Here is a 16,925-nt window from a genome sequence, read left to right on the forward strand (position 1 = left end):
ACGCTGCCCTCAGCTTGCGGCGGGAACGCGGTCCCGCCTTGGTTTCAGGCGCGGGCGTCCGCTTTCGCAGCCGCCGGAGCAAAGTAATTTTGAAAATTACTTTGCTCTGAGAAAGACGCCGCCCGGCATATGACCGGCACGGCAAGGAGACGGACGCGGACAAGCCCGGCACGCCTTCCATATGCGCTTCATCTCCCATATCCCACGGCCGGGGTCAAGGCCGGGAGCGCGGCGGCGAGGGGCTGTTCAGGCTCCGGCGTAAACGGTGAAACCGTTTTTGCCCCGCTTTTTGGCCTGATACAGGGCGGCATCGGCGTTTCTGTACAAGGCGGCGAAGTTCTTGCCGTCCCTCGGAGCCAAGGCGATGCCGATGCTGGCGGTAATACTGAAGGCGTAGGTCTCCGACATAAAGCTCTTGCGCAGGGCCGCGCCCAGCTTGCATGCCTTCCGCTCCGCCCAGGCCCTGCCGGGCACGGGCAGAAAGGCCGCAAACTCGTCGCCGCCGATACGGCCCGCAATGTCCGTGTCTCTGAACTGCCGCTTCAATTCCAGGGCAAATTCGCGGATGACCATATCGCCCACGGCGTGTCCGAAATCGTCATTGACCCGTTTGAAGTCGTCAATATCCAGAATGAAAAAGGCGAAGCGGCGGTCTTCGGTCTTGCATGCGGCCAGAGTCTCGCTGATGTGCTGTTCCGTGGCCGCCTTGTTGTACAGGCCGGTCAGCGGGTCCAGCCGGGCCTGGGCGGAGAGCCGGCTTTCCCGCCTTTTTTCCTCGTCGATGTTCTGGCGGAAAGAAAAAATCCGTACGGAGTTGTCTTCATCCCAGAAAAAGATGCGGGCCGTGATGCGCAACCAGTAATACGCCTCGCCGTCATCAGTGGAAAGCATGACTTCGCAGACCCGGCTATCCGTGCCGTTGGCGTGGGCCGCAAGCACATTGTCCGGCAAGAAGGCGTCCAGATACTGCTGCCGGTGCTCGGCCTTGATCTGCTTTTCAGCCACATGATGCAAAAAACGTTCGTAGGGGGCATCACCCGGCAATCCCAGGCTTTCGAAATAGGCGCGGGTTTCCTCGTTGGCGGCGCAATTGTGGGTCATATCCATCTCATAGATGTTTTCATACAGACCCTTGGCGGCCTCCATAAGTATCTGCTGATACTGGTATGCCTTCCAGTGATGCTTCTCCTTGTCGATATTCTGCCGGTAGACGATCATCCGCACGGACTGGTCGAAGGGCAGAACAAAGATGCGCGCTATGATGCGCAGCCAGTAATAATTCTTGCCGTCCTCGGAGATCATGAATTCACAGCGCAGGCTGCGCACGCCCTCGTGGTAGGCCCGCAGAACCCTGTCCGGAGAAAAGGTGGCCAGATAGCCCCGGCGGTCCTCCTCCCGGATCTGCCGGGCCGCGATATGCCGCAGAGCCTCGCCGAAAGGTGTGTCGCCGGGGATGCCCAGTTGCTCGAAATAGTGCCGGGTTTCCTCGCTGTCCGCCCTGTTGCGGGTGACATCCACCTCATAGATGCTTTCGTACAGCCCCCTGGTGGATTCAGTGATCAGCTTTTGGTATTCCAGGCTCCGCTCCATGCTTTCCTGGCGGAGCCTGGCATTCCGGTTCCGGCTGTGCGCCAGAAGAAGAAAGCCCATCAGCAGCAGTCCGCAGCTCCCCGTCACAAACAAAATGAGCTGGGCGTCGTCGTTCATGGCGACCGGCGGCGTTTTGCCGGAACTGAGCAAGGAATGCGCGAAAGGGAAAAGGGCCATGCCCGCAAGCGGCAGAAACAGGAGAACAAGCAGCGTCCAACCGTGTGCCCTCAACCATGCGCTGAATCTTTCCAAGACGACGCCCTCTTTATGATGCCCTGCGGCGATCCGGCGGCCATGTCTCGCGGAAAGAGCGGCGACAGCGTCGGATACGGAAAACGGCCCCACGGAGCGTGCCGCAGCAACGACCAAAACCCGCTGCCGGACGGGGTGAATTCCGGTCTGGAAAGGCCGCGTTCCCCTCAGCGGCAACGTAACGCCCCTGTTTTTCCGCACTCATTAAGTGTATTCCTTGCCCCGTCCCTTGTCCATATGACGCGCCGCTCGCTCTTGACGGCGCGCGGAGCTCCGCATAGGCTGCGCACCATGTTCTCGCTGTTTACCTACATAGCTCTGATTGTGGGCGTTAATTACGCTTTTGCCGTGACCCCGCTCGTTCAGCTGCCCAACGGCGACCTCTGGCCGCCGGCGTCGCTGATCGTGGGTTTTGTCTTTGTAGTGCGCGATTTCGCCCAGCGCCGCGTGGGGCATCACATTCTCTGGGCCATGCTGGCGGGCTGCGTGGTGAGCTGGTATATGGCCACGCCCCAGTTGGCGGTGGCCAGCGCGGTGGCCTTCGCCGTCGGCGAACTGGGCGACTGGGCCCTGTTCACCTTCACGCGCAAGCCTTTTTCCCAGCGCATCCTGATTTCAAGCCTGCTGGGCGCGCCCCTGGACAGCCTGGTCTTCCTGCTGTTCCTCGGCCTGGCGACGCCCTGGTCCATCGGCATCATGAGCCTGTCCAAGCTGGCCGGTTCCTTCCTGGTCTTTTTCCTGGTGCGCCGCCGCGAACGCCGCGAGGCCGGGGCCGAAGCCGCCTGATCCCCCCACGGCCTTTCCCGCTGTCTCCCTTCCCGGAGGCTACAGTCCGTAACGGCTGAGCTTGCGCCAGAGCGAAACCCGGTTGATGCCGAGAATCTGTGCGGCTCTGGTCCGGTTGCCGTCCGCATAGTCCAGAACCCGGAGGATATGCCGCTTTTCATTTTCCTCCAGGCTTTCCGGCCGTTCTCCCGCCTCCGGCCCGGCTTCGGCAGCGGGCAGCAGTTCCCCGCCGAGTTCCTCCGGCAGGTGCGCCGGGGTGATCCGCTGCCCGTCGCTGAGCACCGCCGCCCGCTCCATGAGATTGCACAGCTCCCGCACATTGCCGGGAAAAAGATAGTCTTCCAGAACGCGCAGGGCCTGGGGCGAAAGCTCCGGCACGGGCAGGCCCGCGCGCCGCGCGCCCGTCTCCAGAAAAAAATGCGCCAGCAGGGGAATGTCCTCCCGCCGTTCCGCCAGGGCGGGCATGCGCAGGGTGATCACCGCCAGCCGATAGTAGAGATCTTCGCGGAAATTTCCCCTGGACACTTCCAGCCGCAGATTGCGATTGGTGGCGGCCAGCACGCGCACGTCCACCTCAATATCCCGCGTGCCGCCCACCCGGCGGATGACGCGTTCCTGCAGGGCGCGCAGCAGCTTGACCTGCATGGCGGGCGACATTTCCCCCAGTTCGTCCAGAAAGAGCGTGCCGCCGCAAGCCGCCTCGAAAAGCCCCGGTTTACGGCGCACAGCCCCGGAAAAGGCCCCCTGCTCGTGACCGAAGAGCTCGCTTTCCAGCAGTTCTTCCTGCAAGGCCCCGCAGTTCACGGCCAGAAAACGTCCCCCGGCCCGGCGGCTCAGGGCGTGGATGGAACGGGCGGCCAGCTCCTTGCCCGTGCCCGTATCGCCCAGGATGAGTACCGAGGCGTCCGAGGGGGCCACCCGGGCGATGGTCCGCTTGAGCTCGCGCATGACCGGAGCATCGCCCAGCAGCAGCGGCCCCTCGCGCTTTTCCAGCAAGGAGCGCATCCGGGCCACTTCCAGATACAGACGGCGTTTTTCCAACGCCCTGGCCACGAGCAGGCGCGCCTCGTCCAGCTGGTAGGGCTTGGCCAGATAATGATATGCGCCCTTGCGCATGGCCTCCACGGCGGTTTCCACCATGGGATAGCCGGTGACCACGATCACTTCAGTGCCGGGAAAGCGCGCGCGGACGCGCTCCAGCAGCTCCAGCCCGCCCATGTCCGGCATGATCAGATCCGTGAGGACCAGATCGTATTCCCCATGCTCCAGCATCTCCAGCGCAATGCTCCCGCCCCCGGCCTGGGCCGTCTCATGCCCGTCATGGGCCAGAACGCGGGCAAGATTGGCGCGGGCAATGGCCTCGTCGTCCACCACCAGAATTTTCGCCGCGGCTCCGTTCATCTTTATTCCCCCTTGTGCGCGCCCAACGGCAGTCGGACGGTGAAACAGCTGCCTTCGCCTTCCCTGCTTTCCACGCTGATCGTGCCGCCGTGCCTGCGGATGATCCCGAAAGCCACGGAAAGCCCCAGGCCCGTGCCCTTGCCCACGCCCTTGAGCGTGAAAAAGGGATCGAAAATGCGCCCCAGGCCGGCCTCGGGGATGCCGTCACCGCTGTCGCGCACGCGCAGCACGGCCTGGGCGGCGAGCTCGTCGCGCCGGGCCGTTACGGAAATCCGTCCGGGCAGGCGGCTGACGGCCTGGATGGCATTGAGCAGCAGATTGATGCAGACCTCCTGCAAACGGCGGCCGTCGGCGGGCAGCACGAGATCGGGCGGCACATCGACGTCGATGCGCAGGCCGGGCGGGGTTTCACCGGCCACCAGGGCCACGGCGCGCCCCACCACGTCCGCCAGGGATACGGGCTTCAGGCTGAAGTCGGACTGGCGCGCGAAATCCAGCAGACCGCGCACAATGTCGCGGGCGCGAAGCACCTCCTGATGGATGTTGCGCAGCATTTCCTCCGGGAATCCGGCGTCGCCGGCGTGCGCGCCGCTCTCGCGCAGCAACTGGCAGGACGTGAAAATATTGTTCAGCGGATTGTTCAGCTGATGGGCGATGCCTGCGGTGAGCACCCCCAGGGAAGCCAGCTTTTTTTCCTGCACGAGCTGGTTCTGGCGGCTCTCCAGTTCACAAATCATATGATTGAGCGCCTCCAGCACATGGCGGCTTTCCGCCTCGGCCCCCTCCAGAGGCAGAGGGGAGAAATCGCCCTTCACGACCCTGGTGGTGGCCTTCTCGATCAGCCCCAGGGCGTGCAGAATGCGCCGCCCCATCAGCCAGGCCAGGAAAAGCCCCACACCCAGCAGCGCGGCTGTGGAGAAGACCAGCTGCCGCCGCAGCGCGGAAACGATCTCAAGAATATGCCCGCGCAGCCGTCCCACGAGCAACTGGGTATCGGCAACCAGCTCCTTGCCCAGCATGCGCACATTCTCTGCCCGCGGATCATGGGGAGAGCCGAGCGCCCGAAAACCGTCGCGGTAGGCCTCCATCCGGACGAGCAGCCCGGTCAGCCGCGCCCGGCCGGAGCCCAGAGTGCCGCCGGGCAGCTCCGCCCCCGGCTTCCTGCGCAAAAGTCCACGGGCACGGCTGATGGCCTGGTCCACATAGCGCAGACTTTCCACCCTGTCCGCGCCGAGGCCGTACAGCAGGTAGTTTTTTTCACTGCGCCGGATTTCCAGCACGTCGCTCTGCAGGTCGTCCACGCCTTCGGCCAGGGCCAGAGTTTCCTCCAGCTGCCGCAGGTAATAATAGGAAACCGCCCCCAGCGTCCCCACGCCCACCAGAGAAAGCACAATGCCCAGCAGCACCTTGTGACGTATGCTTCTGCCGAATGAGCGCAAGCGCCGCTTCATGCCCTTCATGCCGTATACCCCCTGCGAGCCGGTGCGGCCCGGGTCGTCGGACGGCGCATCCGCGCCGAACGCCGTGCCCCCGCCGGATGCAACTTGCAACGATCCTGCCAAAACCGCCGGGATGCACGGCCGGGATGGCCGTTCCCCAGGCCGCGAAATCCGGTGGTCCCGAAAACCGGGGCGCATGGCTCCACGCCCTGGCCGCCGCCACGGCGTTACACCCCGGAACAGCCGTTGCAATATTCAACATATAAAATATGTTAATATTTTCAAATCATTATCCGAAGCAAGCCCGCCCGCCGCGTTACATTCCGCAACGCCACCGCCAAGCCGTCCGCCCGACCCTGAAAAATTTCTCATGGAATAACAAATTGATACAAAAAATTCGGACTGGCACGCTCTTTGATATGCCGGAGACAGACGCGCGGCGATACAGCGGCCCGCCACACTGCAAACCCGGAATGACTGTCATGAGCGTGAAAAACATCCCTTCCCCCTTGAGCCTGAAAGGCATGGCCCGGCTGCGGGAGCGCATGGACGACCTGAGCGAGGCGCTGGCCTATGCGGACGCCGGGGAAACGGATCTGGCCCGCGAGGCGTACACGCGCGGCAGCGGTCATCCCAGAGTGGTGCTGGCCGTTTCCAGGCATGAGCACTGGAGCCGGGAACTGGCCGCCAGCGCCCTGGGACTGGCGCAGCGCCTCGGGGATGCCCTCGTGCTGCTGAACCTCACCCCTCGGCCCGACCAGGCCTTCATTTCGCGGGCGGATTCCGCCGCCGAGCCGTGGCTGCGTCGGGCTTCCGCCGAAGGCGTTCCGGCCCGGCACCACATCCGGCCGGGCGGCATGGACGCCGTCAGCGACGTTGTGCGGGACATGGGCCGGGTGGATATGGTGATCTGCGCCCTGCGGGACGGCATCCTCCTGCGCGGGCAGCTTTCCATACCCGTATATTGCGTCAGGGTCTGAAACAGCTTCGCTTTCATCCATACCCCAAAGGAGGGCATCATGCATACCACCGGACACGCCGCAACCGTCGGCAAAACCCTGCTCTTCGGCGCCGCCAGCGCGGCCCTGTACGTTCTGCTTTACCTTTATGCGGACGCTCTGGCCGCCTTCTGTTCCCAGGGCGGCGTCAGCGCCTCGCTCCCCATCGGCATCGCCCTGCTCTTTTCCTATGTGCACGGCAGCTTCGCGGCCAACCTCTGGCGGCTGCTCGGCGTGACGGCGCATACGACCCCGGCTCCGGCACCGCTCTGCCCCGAGGAGGAAGAACCCGCTCTGTCCCTGCGCACTCCCGCGCACGCCTGACATTTGGACCGGGGAGAAGATCATGGACCTGTTCGCGCTTGATTCCGCCAAATTCATCGACCTGAATCTGGTTACCGTGGGCTTTCTTTTCATTGTCGGCTTTATCGGCGGCCTGGTCAGCGGCTTCATCGGCTCGGGCGGAGCCTTCATTCTCACTCCCGGCATGATGGGCCTGGGTGTGCCGGGCACCGTGGCCGTGGCCAGCAATATGTGCCATAAATTCCCCAAGGCCCTGGTGGGCGCGCTGAAGCGCTTCCGCTACGGGCAGGTGGACGTCAAGATGGGGCTGGTCATCGCCGCCTCGGCCGGGGTGGGCGTGCAGTGCGGCATCGCCATCCAGCGGCATATCCTGGAACGCTGGGGGCAGGCCGGTTCGGACCTCTACGTGAGCCTGGCCTTTGTGGCGGTGCTGTTCAGTGTGGGCGGCTATGTGCTGTATGACGCCCTGCGCTGCAACCGGCGCGACGGCGACTGCGGCGGAACGCCCGCTCTGGCCCGCCGTCTCCAGGCCGTCAATCTGCCGCCCATGCTTACCTTCCGGCGCTCGGGTCTGCGCATCTCCCTCTGGTTCACCCTGCCCGTGGGCTTTGCCACCGGCATGCTGGCGGCCACCATCGCCGTGGGCGGCTTCATCGGCGTGCCCGGCCTGATCTATGTGCTCGGCGTGCCCGGCCTGATCGCCTCAGGCACGGAACTGGTGACCGCCTTTGTCATGGGTCTTTGCGGCTCCGTCAACTGGGCCCTGCACGGCATGATCGACATCCGTCTGGTGCTGATCATCTTGGGCGGCTCACTGCTGGGCGTGCAGCTGGGGGCTATCGGCACCACCTATGTGCGGGAAAACATGATCAAACTTGTCATGGGCACCATCATGCTGATCGTGGCGGTCAGCCGGGTCATAGCCATTCCGTGCTATCTGGAGCGCCTGGATGTTCTGACCATGGCCCCCGGCCTCCAGACCGGGCTGAAGACCGCCAGCTTCATCTGCATGTGCCTGGGATTGCTCAGCGGCGCGGCTCTGATCCTTGCCGCCATGTGGCGGGGACGCGGAACGGCCGCGGCTCCGGCCGCCTGAGCGCGCCGCCCCTCCCTCCGGAGGGGAGCCTCCGCGCGCGAAACCGCCGGAATTCTCACTGCCTGTCGTGAGGATTCCGGCGGTTTCCTGTCTTCCGCAAAACAGGTTCAGACTCCGGCGGCCCGGGCCGCCTCCTCGGGATAGAGGGACTCTATCCCGGCCAGGAATGCCGCGAAGCGGTTTTCCAGCACGGCCTGCCGGGCCTCACGCGCCAGACTCAGAAAATAGGTCAGGTTGTGCAGGGAATTGAGCCGGAAGGAGAGCAGTTCCTTGCTCACATAGAGATGGCGCAGATAGGCCCGCGAAAATGTCCGGCAGGTATAGCAGCCGCAGGCCGGATCCAGGGGGCCGTCGTCCTCGGCGTATTCCTTGCGCTTGATGTTCACCTTGCCCAGCGAAGTGTACAGCGTGCCGTTGCGGGCGTTGCGCGTGGGCAGCACGCAGTCGAACATGTCCACGCCCGCATGGATGCCGTGGGCGATGTCCAGGGGCGTGCCCACGCCCATCAGGTAGCGGGGCTTGTGCGACGGCAGCAGGGGGGCCGTATGGTAGAGCAGATCGTACATTTCTGCCTTGCCCTCGCCCACGGACAGGCCGCCGATGGCGAAGCCGTCGAAATCCAGTGCGCAGATATCCTCCACCGAGCGGCGACGCAGATCTTTGAAAAAGCCGCCCTGGGTGATGCCGAAAAGCAGGTTGGGGCCCGCGCCCGCCGGATAGGCCGCGCGGGCCCGCGCGGCCCAGCGCGTGGTCAGGGCCAGGGATCTTTCCGTATAGGCGTAATCCGCGCCGTAGGGCACACATTCGTCCAGCACCATCATGACGTCGGAATTGAGATTGCGCTGGATGGAAATGACTTTTTCCGGGGTGAACAAATGGCGCGAGCCGTCCAGATGCGAACGGAACTCCACGCCCTCTTCGCGGATTTTGCGCAGGGAGCTCAGGCTGAAGACCTGAAAGCCGCCGCTGTCCGTAAGCACGGCCCCAGGCCAGGAGGCGAAGCCGTGCAGGCCGCCGTGCCGGGCCACCAGATCGTCGCCGGGCCGCAGATAAAGATGATAGGTATTGCCCAGAATGATGGGCGCGCCGATGGCCGCCAGATCGTCGGGCGCAATGGCCTTGACCGAGCCCACTGTGCCCACGGGCATGAAGACGGGCGTGGGAATGACGCCGTGGGGCGTGCGCAGCAGCCCGGCGCGGGCCGCGCCGTCCGTGTGTTGCAGTGTAAAAACGGGTTCAGACATGGCGCGCAGCCTATCCGCAAGCGCGCCGCGTTGCAAGGCCCGCCGGACTCCGGCGCGGGCGGGCTTCCTCTTAGGAGCCGCCAACGTGTACATAATTAAGTTATTGTAACGGCCTGATACGAATCATGGAGTCTCCCCGCAGCATTGAGCGAAGCCTCCTTTACTCCGCCGAAGCGCAGCGCGGGCGGCTGGCTGGTGTCGTGAGAATCCGGTAAAAATAAGAGTTCCGCGCGCTGCCAGGGAAGTCGTTTATTTTTGCTGGATCATCACGCCATGCAGCGATGGCAGGCCTCTGCCCCGCCCTCCCGCCGCAACGCCGCGAGGCGGCACGCTTTTTCTTGTGCCGCGCGGGCAATGTTGCTATGTTGCCTTTCTAAAAGTTGTCTAGGCTCAGCCCTGGTGTCTGATTTGAAAAATCAGCCACCAGAAATCCGTAGGATTCCGCGGCGGCCCAGCCGCCGTGAGCAAGCTGAAAACCGCGTTTTCGTCGAAGCCGTCTTGCCGCTTAACACAACGTGTCAAGTGGCACATGGCATTAGAGGCTTTCCCGACTTGGGCGGGCCCCTCCCGGTCTCTCTGGACCATCGCCTTCGCAGAGTTGTCTGTTCCGGAGCATTTCATGAGCTGCTGTGCCTTTACGCCGTCCCGCTGCCACATTGACCTTGCCGCTCTGCGGCGTAACTTCGCGCGCCTGGGCGAACCCGGCTCCATCATGCCGGTCATCAAGTCCGACGCCTACGGCCACGGTCTGCTGCCCGTGGCCCGCGCTCTGGATGAGGCCGGGGCCCGGCGCTTCGCCGTGGGCACCGTGTGCGAAGGCGTGGCATTGCGCGAGGCCGGGCTGGGCCAGGTCATTGTGCCGCTGATGGGAGCCATCAGCCGGGAGGATTGGCAGGCTGCCGCCGCCCATGATCTGACCCCCCTGATCACGGATTTTGAGGACATCGAAAAAGCGGCGGCCTGCTGCCCGGCGGACAGGTCGTTCCGGGTGGCCCTCAAATGTGAGACCGGCATGAATCGCCTGGGTTTTTCCGCCGAGGAACTGCCCGCGGCCCTGGAAAGTCTGCGCCGCTTTCCGCGCCTCGCGCCCGTGCTGGCGCTTTCGCACCTGGCCTGCGCCGACATGCCCGACGAGACGGCCTATACCCAGGCACAGGTTGAGCGCTTCGCGAGCATGTGCGCCGTCCTGCGCGAAGCCTTTCCGGATCTCGCCCGCTCCCTGGGCAATTCCGCGGGGGCTCTGGGCCTGCCCGAAAGCCGCTATGAGGCCTGCCGCCCCGGCCTGGCCCTTTACGGCGGCAACCCCTTTGCCGGCACCGCCTGGGAGGCGCGCGGCACGGGTCTGGAATGGGTTATGAGCGTCAGTTCGCCCGTCTTGCGGGTGCGGCGGCTCAAAACCGGGCAAAGCGTCTCCTACGGGCGCATTTTTACCGCGCCCCAGGCCATGACCGTGGCCGTGGTGGCCGCCGGCTACGCCACGGGCTTCGCCCGGGCCCTTTCCAACCGCGTCGACCTGCTGATCAACGGCCGCCGCGTTCCGCAGGTGGGACGGGTTTGCATGAGCATGCTGATGGCGGACGTTTCCTCCCTGCCGGACGTGCGGGCCGGCGATACGGCCTGGATTCTGGGCGGCCCCACCGCGCCGGGCCAGCGCCCGGTCAGCGCCCAGGAAATGGCCGACGAACTGGACACCATTCCATATGAAATCCTCTGCCTGATGGGCAGCACCAATCCTCGCGTTTACAGCTGACCATTGCCCCGCATCGACGACAAGGCGTGAAGATCCCCTCTGATGTTTGACAATGGGGCAGCCTGTCCATATTGTCTCTTTGATGACGGCCCACGTCCATTAAGGAGTGTCGGCCGGTTCGGGCACGGACGCCGCATGCAAGAGGAAGAACGCAATGCCCATATGGGACTCAATAAAAAATCTCTTCAAAACAGCCGCAACCCATCAGCCACGCCCATATGCCGTCATCCACGCCGCGTTCAAGCACGACGCGGGAGTCAGCCTGTTTTTCGTGGACCGGCAACGACAATTGGAAAATGTGATCTGCTACATCAAGTCCGTCAAAAAAAATCGTATTCTGCTCAGATCCCGTAAAAATTTTCTTCCCGATATTCTTAATAATGAAAAATGCAGTATCTATTTCAAGCTGCCCTATAATGTAATCGTCAATGATCTCAAGTTGTCCTCGTCCACGGCCCGCTACGGTTTTTTGTGCAAAAGCCGGATCATCAGCAATTACATCAACAAGGAAACCAGGGCCTGCGAGATCTCCATCTGCATGCCCACCCAGTATATCCAGCGGGAGTTGCGCAAACACGAACGCGTCTATCCCAGCCTCGGCATGGTCAAGGCGGCCGGGCTCTGGCTGCCCTTCAGCCGTCTCCCCGAAAATCAGCTTCAGTTCGGCACTCCGGATTTCATGTACCGCGAAGGTTGTCCCTCCCAGCTGCGTCTGGTCAACATCTCCGCCGGTGGCGCCAGAGTGCAGCTGGACCAAGTTGATTTTCTTGAAGAATTCAACAATATGGACGGCAAGCAGGTCATGCTGCTGGTCTCCCTGTACAAGACGGGCAACAAGCACTTCAGCGTGCTGGCGGTCTGCAAGTGCGTGGAAAGCGCCTACAGCATCATTCTGCGCCGCCTGACCCTGCGCCTCCAGTTCAGGCAGCTCTGGGAATGCTCCGAAGAAGAGCTGAGCCAACGCTGGCGACCCGTGGACAAAGAGGGCGTGCACGCCATTCTGGACTGGGTCAATAACGATTTCTGCATCCTGATGGAGAAAAGCGGCGAACAGATGATCTGACGCCGCGGCCCCTTCCCGGCACCGCCCCCTCTCCTCCACCGCCTTTCCGTACGCCGCCCGCCGGACTTGACAGCCCGCCTTGCCGCCTGTATACAGCGTGTTCCTTGCTCGCGCCGGGCGCGCGGGCTGCCAATCCAAAAGGAGAACAACCATGCGGAAATTCGAAACCCTGCTGCTCCTTTCACCGGAGCTTTCCGCCGAAAACCGCGAGGGCATCCTGAACGCCCTTGTGGCGATTATCGAGCGCGAAGGGGGCGTCATGACGGAAGTGGATCACTGGGGCATGCGTGATCTGGCCTATCCGGTGCACAAGCTGATGCGCGGCTATTACGTGCGTCTGGTCTACGACGCTCCGGCCGCGCTGGTGGCCGAACTGGAGCGCAATATCCGGATCACCGACGGCATCTTCAAATTCGTGACCGTCAAGCTGGCCGACGAAGTGGCCGGGGAGGTTGCCTAAATGGCCTTTAAAAAGAAATTTGCCCCGCGCCGCAAGTTCTGCCGTTTCTGCGCCGATAAGGAACTGCCCCTGAACTACAAGCGCCCCGACATCCTGCGCGACTTCATCACCGAGCGCGGCAAGATCATCGCCCGGCGCATCACGGGCACCTGCGCCCATCACCAGCGCCTGCTGACCCGCGAAATCAAACGCGCCCGCCAGATGGCCCTGCTCATCTACACCGCCACGCACGACTCCGTCGTCAAGAAAAAGAGCATGATCTAAGGGGGGCGCACATGAAACTGATACTTCGCGCCGATGTGGAAAATCTCGGCAATCTCGGCGATGTGGTCAACGTCAAGCCCGGTTACGGCCGCAACTTTCTGTTGCCGCAGGGTTTGGCCATGGTGGCCAGTGAAGCCAATCTGAAAGTCTTTGAACAGGAGCGTAAAAAGCTCCAGGCACGCATGGATGCCCTGCGTGCCGACGCCCAGGGCGTGCAGGCCCGCCTGGAAGCCCTGGAAGTGATTATTCCCATGCATGTGGGCGAAAACGACAAGCTTTACGGTTCGGTGACCTCCACCATCATCGGCGACGCTCTCGCCGCTCTGGGTGTGGATGTGGACCGCCGCCGCATCCTGATGGACGCCCCGATCCGCACCTTGGGCGAACATCCGGTGCGCATCCGCCTGCACGCCAGCGTCATCGCCGTGGTGCCGGTGAAGGTGATTTCCGACCACCAGCCCGAGGAAGAGGAAGTCGTTGTGGAAACCGCCTCCGAAACTCTGGTTGAAGAGGCCGAGGCCGTCCAGTAGGCGCGGCGTGGCTTCTCCCCGTGACAGCATGACCGCCCCCGGCCGCGAGGCCGGGGGCGGCTCGTCTTCCGGCATTAGCGGAAAGGGCAAAGGCGGGCACGGCGGCCCGTCCTCGCCCGGCGCTGCCGCCCGGGCGGCGGAAGCCGATCTGCTGCGTCGCGTGCCCCCGCACAGCGCCGAGGCCGAGCAGGCCGTGCTGGGCGGCGTGTTGCTGCGGCCCCAGCTCATGCACAGCATTGTGGACATGCTGACCGCTGAAGACTTTTACCTGCCCGCCCACACCATTATTTTCCGCGCCTTTCTGGAACTTTACCGCAAGTCCGCGCCCATTGATCTCATTTCCACGGCCGAATATCTCAAAGGCCGCAACGAGATGGAGGACGCCGGGGGCGCGGTCTATCTCGCCGATCTGGCCCAGGCCGTGGTTTCCGGGGCCAATGCCGAATATTACGCCACCATCGTGCGTGACAAGGCCCTGCAACGCGGGCTCATCGAAGTCTGTTCCGGCATCATCGGCAACTGCTACGACGCCTCGCGCGAAGTGGCCTCCCTGCTGGACGAATCCGAGCAGGCGGTCTTTTCCATCTCCCAGCGCACCTCGGGCCGCGATTTCACGCCCACCAAGGATCTGCTGGACAAGGTTTTTGAAAACCTTTCCAAGCTGGCCGACGCCAAGGACGTGATCACCGGCGTGACCACGGGCTATACGCGTCTGGACAAGCTCACCGCCGGGCTCCAGGCCTCGGACCTGATCATCGTGGCCGCGCGCCCCAGTATGGGCAAGACGGCCTTTTCACTGTGCATGGCGCTCAACGCGGCCGTGCGCCAGAACGTGCCGGTGGCCGTCTTTTCGCTGGAAATGAGCAAGGAGCAGCTCATGCAGCGCATGCTGGCGGCCTGGGGCAAGGTGGATCTCTCCAAGCTGCGGCGGCCCTCCCTGCTCAGCGACGACGACTGGCAGCGCCTGTACACCGCCGCCGACGTGGTGGCCCGCGCGCCCATCTTCATCGACGACACGCCCGCCCTGACCACCCTGGAACTGCGCGCCCGCGCCCGCCGTCTCAAGGCTGAAAAGGGCCTGGGCCTGGTGGTGGTGGACTACCTCCAGCTCATGCGCACCAGCCGCCGCACGGACTCGCGCGAACTGGAAATTTCGGACATTTCCCGCTCCCTCAAGGGCCTTGCCAAGGAAATGGAGGTGCCGGTAGTGGCGCTCTCCCAGCTCAACCGCAAGGTGGAGGAACGCGGCGACAAACGCCCCATGCTCTCGGACCTGCGTGAATCCGGGGCCATCGAACAGGATGCGGACGTGATCATGTTCGTCTACCGCGACGACGTCTACAAATTCCAGAAACCCGCCGAGCGCCCGCCCCAGGGCGTGGCGGAAATCATCATCGGCAAACAGCGCAACGGCCCGGTGGGCGTGGCGGAGCTCATGTACATCTCGCCCTATACCTCGTTTGAGGATATCGCGCCGGACTGGTCGCCGCCCCCCTCGGAAAGCCGGGGCTGATCCTCTAATGCATTTGATACGTTAAATGTTCTACCGCGCGATCGGCTGCAACGCGAACGCAGTTGCCCGGACGGCTGGAGCTGACTGATTTCCGTGGAAATAAGTCAGGAGGCAAGAGTGCGCCGAAACACGTAAGTTGAGCACTCAAACACTACAGGAAAACTGCGATATCGGCCCGCGCTTGTCTTGCTGCTCTGTACTACAGCCCCATACGGGCCTTTCCCCTCTCTTTTAGACTTTTCCTCAATTTTTCCGCCAGGCTTCGCCAAATTTCGCGCGAAGGCTTGCGCTACCGGCCTTTACGGACAAAAGCCCCGGCGCGCGAAACGCGCAAAAACGCGCAATACCAACTTTTTCATGCCCTTTCGTTGACAAGCAGCGCAAAGCATGTTTTTGTCTTCACAAGGGCCGCGTACCGGTAATACGTTTTGCTGGATGGATGCGCGGGAAGATTGTTTTTTTTGAGAGGGTGTTTCATGTCCAAGTCCATTTATGTCGGAAACCTTCCCTGGTCGGCCAATGAAGAACAGGTTCAGGATCTTTTTGCCGAATACGGCAACGTCCTGTCCGTGAAACTTGTCAGCGACAGGGAAACCGGCCGTGCCCGCGGTTTCGGTTTTGTGGAGATGGAGGACGGCGAAGCCGATGCCGCCATCGAAGCTCTGGATAACTTCAGCTTTGGCGGCCGCACCTTGCGCGTCAACGAAGCCAAACCCAGAGCTCCGCGTCAGCCCCGTTACTAGGGCTTTCCGACGGGTCTCCAGCAAACGCCCCGGCCAGGTTCGTCCGCCGGGGCGTTTTTCATTTCCCGGCCTCGCGGCCTTCTCACGGCACAGAACCACGGAAGTGCGCCTTGCTGTTTGCTGTGGCAGGCCCCGGCCCTTCCGTTACCGGGCCTGCCGCTCGCCGGACAGGCTTTGCCCTGCACGGCAAGGTTCCGGGCACGTCCGCGCCGGCCACGGCAGGCAATTCCGGAGGAAAAAGCAAATGCACTCTTGGGATTTTCAATCACCCGGCCTGCTCGCCTTCGGCGAAGGCAAGGCCGCGTGCATCGGCTCCCTGGTCAAAAGCCGGATTTCCGGCAAAATTCTGCTGATTACCGGGCCGGTTCTGCTGCGCACGGGCGCGGTGGAACCCGTGCTGCGATCGCTGCGCGAGGCGGGCGTGCCCTTCGCGCTCCACGCCGAAACCAGCGGCGAGCCCACCAGCCGCCATGCGGAAGACGCCCTGGCCCTGTTCCGCCGCGAGAATTGCACGGCCCTGGTGGCCTGCGGGGGCGGCGGCCCCATGGACCTGGCAAAGGCCGTGAGCCTGCTGCACGCCAACGGCGGCAGCCCGGCGGATTACGCCCGCAAGGGGGCATCCCCCAAAGCCGGACCGCAGGTTTTCGCCCTGCCCACCACCGCCGGTTCAGGCAGCGAAGTTTCCGGCAACACGGTGATCATTGATGCCGCCACGCAAGAAAAACTGCTCATCGGCTCTGCCGTCCTGGTGCCGGCGGCCGCGGTTCTCGACCCCCTGCTGACCCGCGGCATGCCGCCCGCTCTCACGGCGGCCACGGGCATGGACGCCCTGACCCACGCCATTGAGTCGTATGTGTCCCGCAAAGCCACGGACATGACCATGCCGCTCTCTCTGCGGGCCGCCGCGCGCCTGGCCCGCTTCCTGCCCCTGGCCTGGAAACGGCCCGACGACGCCGAGGCCAGGCGCGAATGCCTGCTGGCCTCGCTGGAGGCGGGTCTGGCCTTTGCCAACAGCTCCGTGGCCCTGGTGCACGGCATGGCCCGGCCCCTGGGCGCGAAATTCGGGATTCCGCACGGCCTGAGCAACGCCATGCTCCTGGAGACGGTCACGGCCTTTTCCCTTTCCGGCAATCCGCGGCGCTACGCCCGGCTGGCCCAGGTTATGGGTGCGGCAACAGCGGGCCTTGACGACACAGCCGCCGCCGGGCTGCTGCCGCCTCTGCTGCGCGGCCTGGCGGCGGCGCTGGGCATTCCGCGCCTGCGTGAACGCGTTGGCGAGGCCGAACTGGCCGCGCAGTGCGGGATCATGGTGCGGGAGGCCCTTGCCAGCGGCAGCCCGGCCAACAATCCGCGCGAGGCCGCGCCCGGGGACATCGCCCGGCTGTATAAGGAAGCCCTGTGAAGGCCACGGACGAAATACAAACAGATTCCGGCCGCCCGCGGGCTTTTCTCCGGCGAGCCGCCTTGCCGAGCGACGTAAATTCTGCCATGAT

16 protein-coding genes are annotated in these 16,925 nt (G+C 63.6%); 12 read left to right on the top strand and 4 right to left on the bottom strand.

Annotated features, from left to right (window positions below):
* Nucleotides 1–246: 246 nt before the first annotated feature.
* Entirely contained in the window at nucleotides 247–1,767 is a 1,521-nt protein-coding gene (locus tag KH208_RS03275; protein WP_291433787.1) for a diguanylate cyclase, read from the bottom strand.
* A 366-nt stretch (nucleotides 1,768–2,133) separates the two neighbouring features.
* Here KH208_RS03275 and KH208_RS03280 point away from each other — a divergent pair, with 366 nt between their 5' ends.
* Nucleotides 2,134–2,628: a VUT family protein gene (locus KH208_RS03280; protein WP_009303936.1), complete on the top strand. Its 495-nt coding sequence runs from the start codon at nucleotides 2,134–2,136 to the stop codon at nucleotides 2,626–2,628.
* Between the two features lie 39 nt (nucleotides 2,629–2,667).
* Here KH208_RS03280 and KH208_RS03285 read toward each other — a convergent pair whose 3' ends face one another.
* The gene (locus KH208_RS03285; RefSeq protein WP_291433790.1) at nucleotides 2,668–4,029 is read right to left on the bottom strand and encodes a sigma-54 dependent transcriptional regulator; all 1,362 of its coding nucleotides are present in this window, start codon (nucleotides 4,027–4,029) and stop codon (nucleotides 2,668–2,670) included.
* Between the two features lie 2 nt (nucleotides 4,030–4,031).
* Nucleotides 4,032–5,489, bottom strand: coding sequence for a HAMP domain-containing sensor histidine kinase (locus KH208_RS03290; protein ID WP_291433880.1), 1,458 nt, complete (start codon nucleotides 5,487–5,489; stop codon nucleotides 4,032–4,034).
* Nucleotides 5,490–5,950: 461 nt separating this feature from the next.
* Between KH208_RS03290 and KH208_RS03295 the strand changes: the two genes are divergently transcribed.
* From KH208_RS03295 to KH208_RS03305, 3 genes are read left to right on the top strand one after another with little or no spacing between them, the layout of a single operon-like run.
* Nucleotides 5,951–6,448, top strand: coding sequence for a hypothetical protein (locus KH208_RS03295; protein WP_291433792.1), 498 nt, complete (start codon nucleotides 5,951–5,953; stop codon nucleotides 6,446–6,448).
* A gap of 39 nt (nucleotides 6,449–6,487) precedes the next feature.
* Nucleotides 6,488–6,790: a hypothetical protein gene (locus tag KH208_RS03300; RefSeq protein ID WP_291433794.1), complete on the top strand. Its 303-nt coding sequence runs from the start codon at nucleotides 6,488–6,490 to the stop codon at nucleotides 6,788–6,790.
* Nucleotides 6,791–6,812: 22 nt separating this feature from the next.
* Nucleotides 6,813–7,865 (top strand): sulfite exporter TauE/SafE family protein, encoded by a 1,053-nt coding sequence (locus tag KH208_RS03305; RefSeq protein ID WP_291433796.1) that lies wholly within the window; start codon nucleotides 6,813–6,815, stop codon nucleotides 7,863–7,865.
* Nucleotides 7,866–7,972: 107 nt separating this feature from the next.
* Here KH208_RS03305 and tgt read toward each other — a convergent pair whose 3' ends face one another.
* A complete protein-coding gene (gene tgt / locus KH208_RS03310) occupies nucleotides 7,973–9,109 on the bottom strand; it encodes a tRNA guanosine(34) transglycosylase Tgt (protein WP_291433798.1) in 1,137 nt (378 codons plus the stop codon).
* 619 nt (nucleotides 9,110–9,728) lie between these two features.
* Between tgt and alr the strand changes: the two genes are divergently transcribed.
* The 8 genes from alr (at nucleotide 9,729) to KH208_RS03350 (ending at nucleotide 16,834) form a co-directional block, all read left to right on the top strand.
* Complete coding sequence (gene alr / locus KH208_RS03315) at nucleotides 9,729–10,859, top strand: alanine racemase (protein WP_291433799.1); 1,131 nt, start codon at nucleotides 9,729–9,731, stop codon at nucleotides 10,857–10,859.
* 154 nt (nucleotides 10,860–11,013) lie between these two features.
* Nucleotides 11,014–11,922 (top strand): hypothetical protein, encoded by a 909-nt coding sequence (locus KH208_RS03320; RefSeq protein ID WP_291433801.1) that lies wholly within the window; start codon nucleotides 11,014–11,016, stop codon nucleotides 11,920–11,922.
* A gap of 151 nt (nucleotides 11,923–12,073) precedes the next feature.
* The gene (gene rpsF / locus KH208_RS03325) at nucleotides 12,074–12,382 is read left to right on the top strand and encodes a 30S ribosomal protein S6 (RefSeq protein ID WP_008683562.1); all 309 of its coding nucleotides are present in this window, start codon (nucleotides 12,074–12,076) and stop codon (nucleotides 12,380–12,382) included.
* The gene (gene rpsR, locus KH208_RS03330) at nucleotides 12,383–12,646 is read left to right on the top strand and encodes a 30S ribosomal protein S18 (RefSeq protein ID WP_008683560.1); all 264 of its coding nucleotides are present in this window, start codon (nucleotides 12,383–12,385) and stop codon (nucleotides 12,644–12,646) included.
* 11 nt (nucleotides 12,647–12,657) lie between these two features.
* Nucleotides 12,658–13,176, top strand: a complete 519-nt coding sequence (gene rplI, locus KH208_RS03335) for a 50S ribosomal protein L9 (RefSeq protein ID WP_291433806.1) — start codon at nucleotides 12,658–12,660, stop codon at nucleotides 13,174–13,176.
* 7 nt (nucleotides 13,177–13,183) lie between these two features.
* Nucleotides 13,184–14,689 (top strand): replicative DNA helicase, encoded by a 1,506-nt coding sequence (gene dnaB, locus KH208_RS03340; RefSeq protein ID WP_291433808.1) that lies wholly within the window; start codon nucleotides 13,184–13,186, stop codon nucleotides 14,687–14,689.
* 476 nt (nucleotides 14,690–15,165) lie between these two features.
* A complete protein-coding gene (locus tag KH208_RS03345) occupies nucleotides 15,166–15,432 on the top strand; it encodes an RNA-binding protein (RefSeq protein WP_008683552.1) in 267 nt (88 codons plus the stop codon).
* A gap of 244 nt (nucleotides 15,433–15,676) precedes the next feature.
* Nucleotides 15,677–16,834, top strand: coding sequence for an iron-containing alcohol dehydrogenase (locus KH208_RS03350; protein ID WP_291433809.1), 1,158 nt, complete (start codon nucleotides 15,677–15,679; stop codon nucleotides 16,832–16,834).
* Nucleotides 16,835–16,925 lie beyond the last annotated feature (91 nt).

The sequence above is a fragment of the Desulfovibrio sp. genome (genome assembly GCF_018379785.1).
In the GTDB taxonomy this organism is placed as follows: Bacteria; Desulfobacterota; Desulfovibrionia; order Desulfovibrionales; family Desulfovibrionaceae; genus Desulfovibrio.

Bases quoted from the DNA above. Each gene is read 5' to 3' on its own strand.
- KH208_RS03280 (WP_009303936.1), top strand. From the start codon at position 2,134: ATGTTCTCGCTGTTTACCTACATAGCTCTGATTGTGGGCGTTAATTAC.
- rplI (WP_291433806.1), top strand. From the start codon at position 12,658: ATGAAACTGATACTTCGCGCCGATGTGGAAAATCTCGGCAATCTCGGC.
- tgt (WP_291433798.1), bottom strand. From the start codon at position 9,109: ATGTCTGAACCCGTTTTTACACTGCAACACACGGACGGCGCGGCCCGC.
- KH208_RS03275 (WP_291433787.1), bottom strand. From the start codon at position 1,767: ATGGCCCTTTTCCCTTTCGCGCATTCCTTGCTCAGTTCCGGCAAAACG.
- rpsR (WP_008683560.1), top strand. From the start codon at position 12,383: ATGGCCTTTAAAAAGAAATTTGCCCCGCGCCGCAAGTTCTGCCGTTTC.
- KH208_RS03320 (WP_291433801.1), top strand. From the start codon at position 11,014: ATGCCCATATGGGACTCAATAAAAAATCTCTTCAAAACAGCCGCAACC.
- KH208_RS03350 (WP_291433809.1), top strand. From the start codon at position 15,677: ATGCACTCTTGGGATTTTCAATCACCCGGCCTGCTCGCCTTCGGCGAA.
- KH208_RS03285 (WP_291433790.1), bottom strand. From the start codon at position 4,029: ATGAACGGAGCCGCGGCGAAAATTCTGGTGGTGGACGACGAGGCCATT.
- KH208_RS03300 (WP_291433794.1), top strand. From the start codon at position 6,488: ATGCATACCACCGGACACGCCGCAACCGTCGGCAAAACCCTGCTCTTC.
- alr (WP_291433799.1), top strand. From the start codon at position 9,729: ATGAGCTGCTGTGCCTTTACGCCGTCCCGCTGCCACATTGACCTTGCC.
- KH208_RS03295 (WP_291433792.1), top strand. From the start codon at position 5,951: ATGAGCGTGAAAAACATCCCTTCCCCCTTGAGCCTGAAAGGCATGGCC.
- KH208_RS03290 (WP_291433880.1), bottom strand. From the start codon at position 5,489: ATGAAGGGCATGAAGCGGCGCTTGCGCTCATTCGGCAGAAGCATACGT.
- KH208_RS03305 (WP_291433796.1), top strand. From the start codon at position 6,813: ATGGACCTGTTCGCGCTTGATTCCGCCAAATTCATCGACCTGAATCTG.
- rpsF (WP_008683562.1), top strand. From the start codon at position 12,074: ATGCGGAAATTCGAAACCCTGCTGCTCCTTTCACCGGAGCTTTCCGCC.
- KH208_RS03345 (WP_008683552.1), top strand. From the start codon at position 15,166: ATGTCCAAGTCCATTTATGTCGGAAACCTTCCCTGGTCGGCCAATGAA.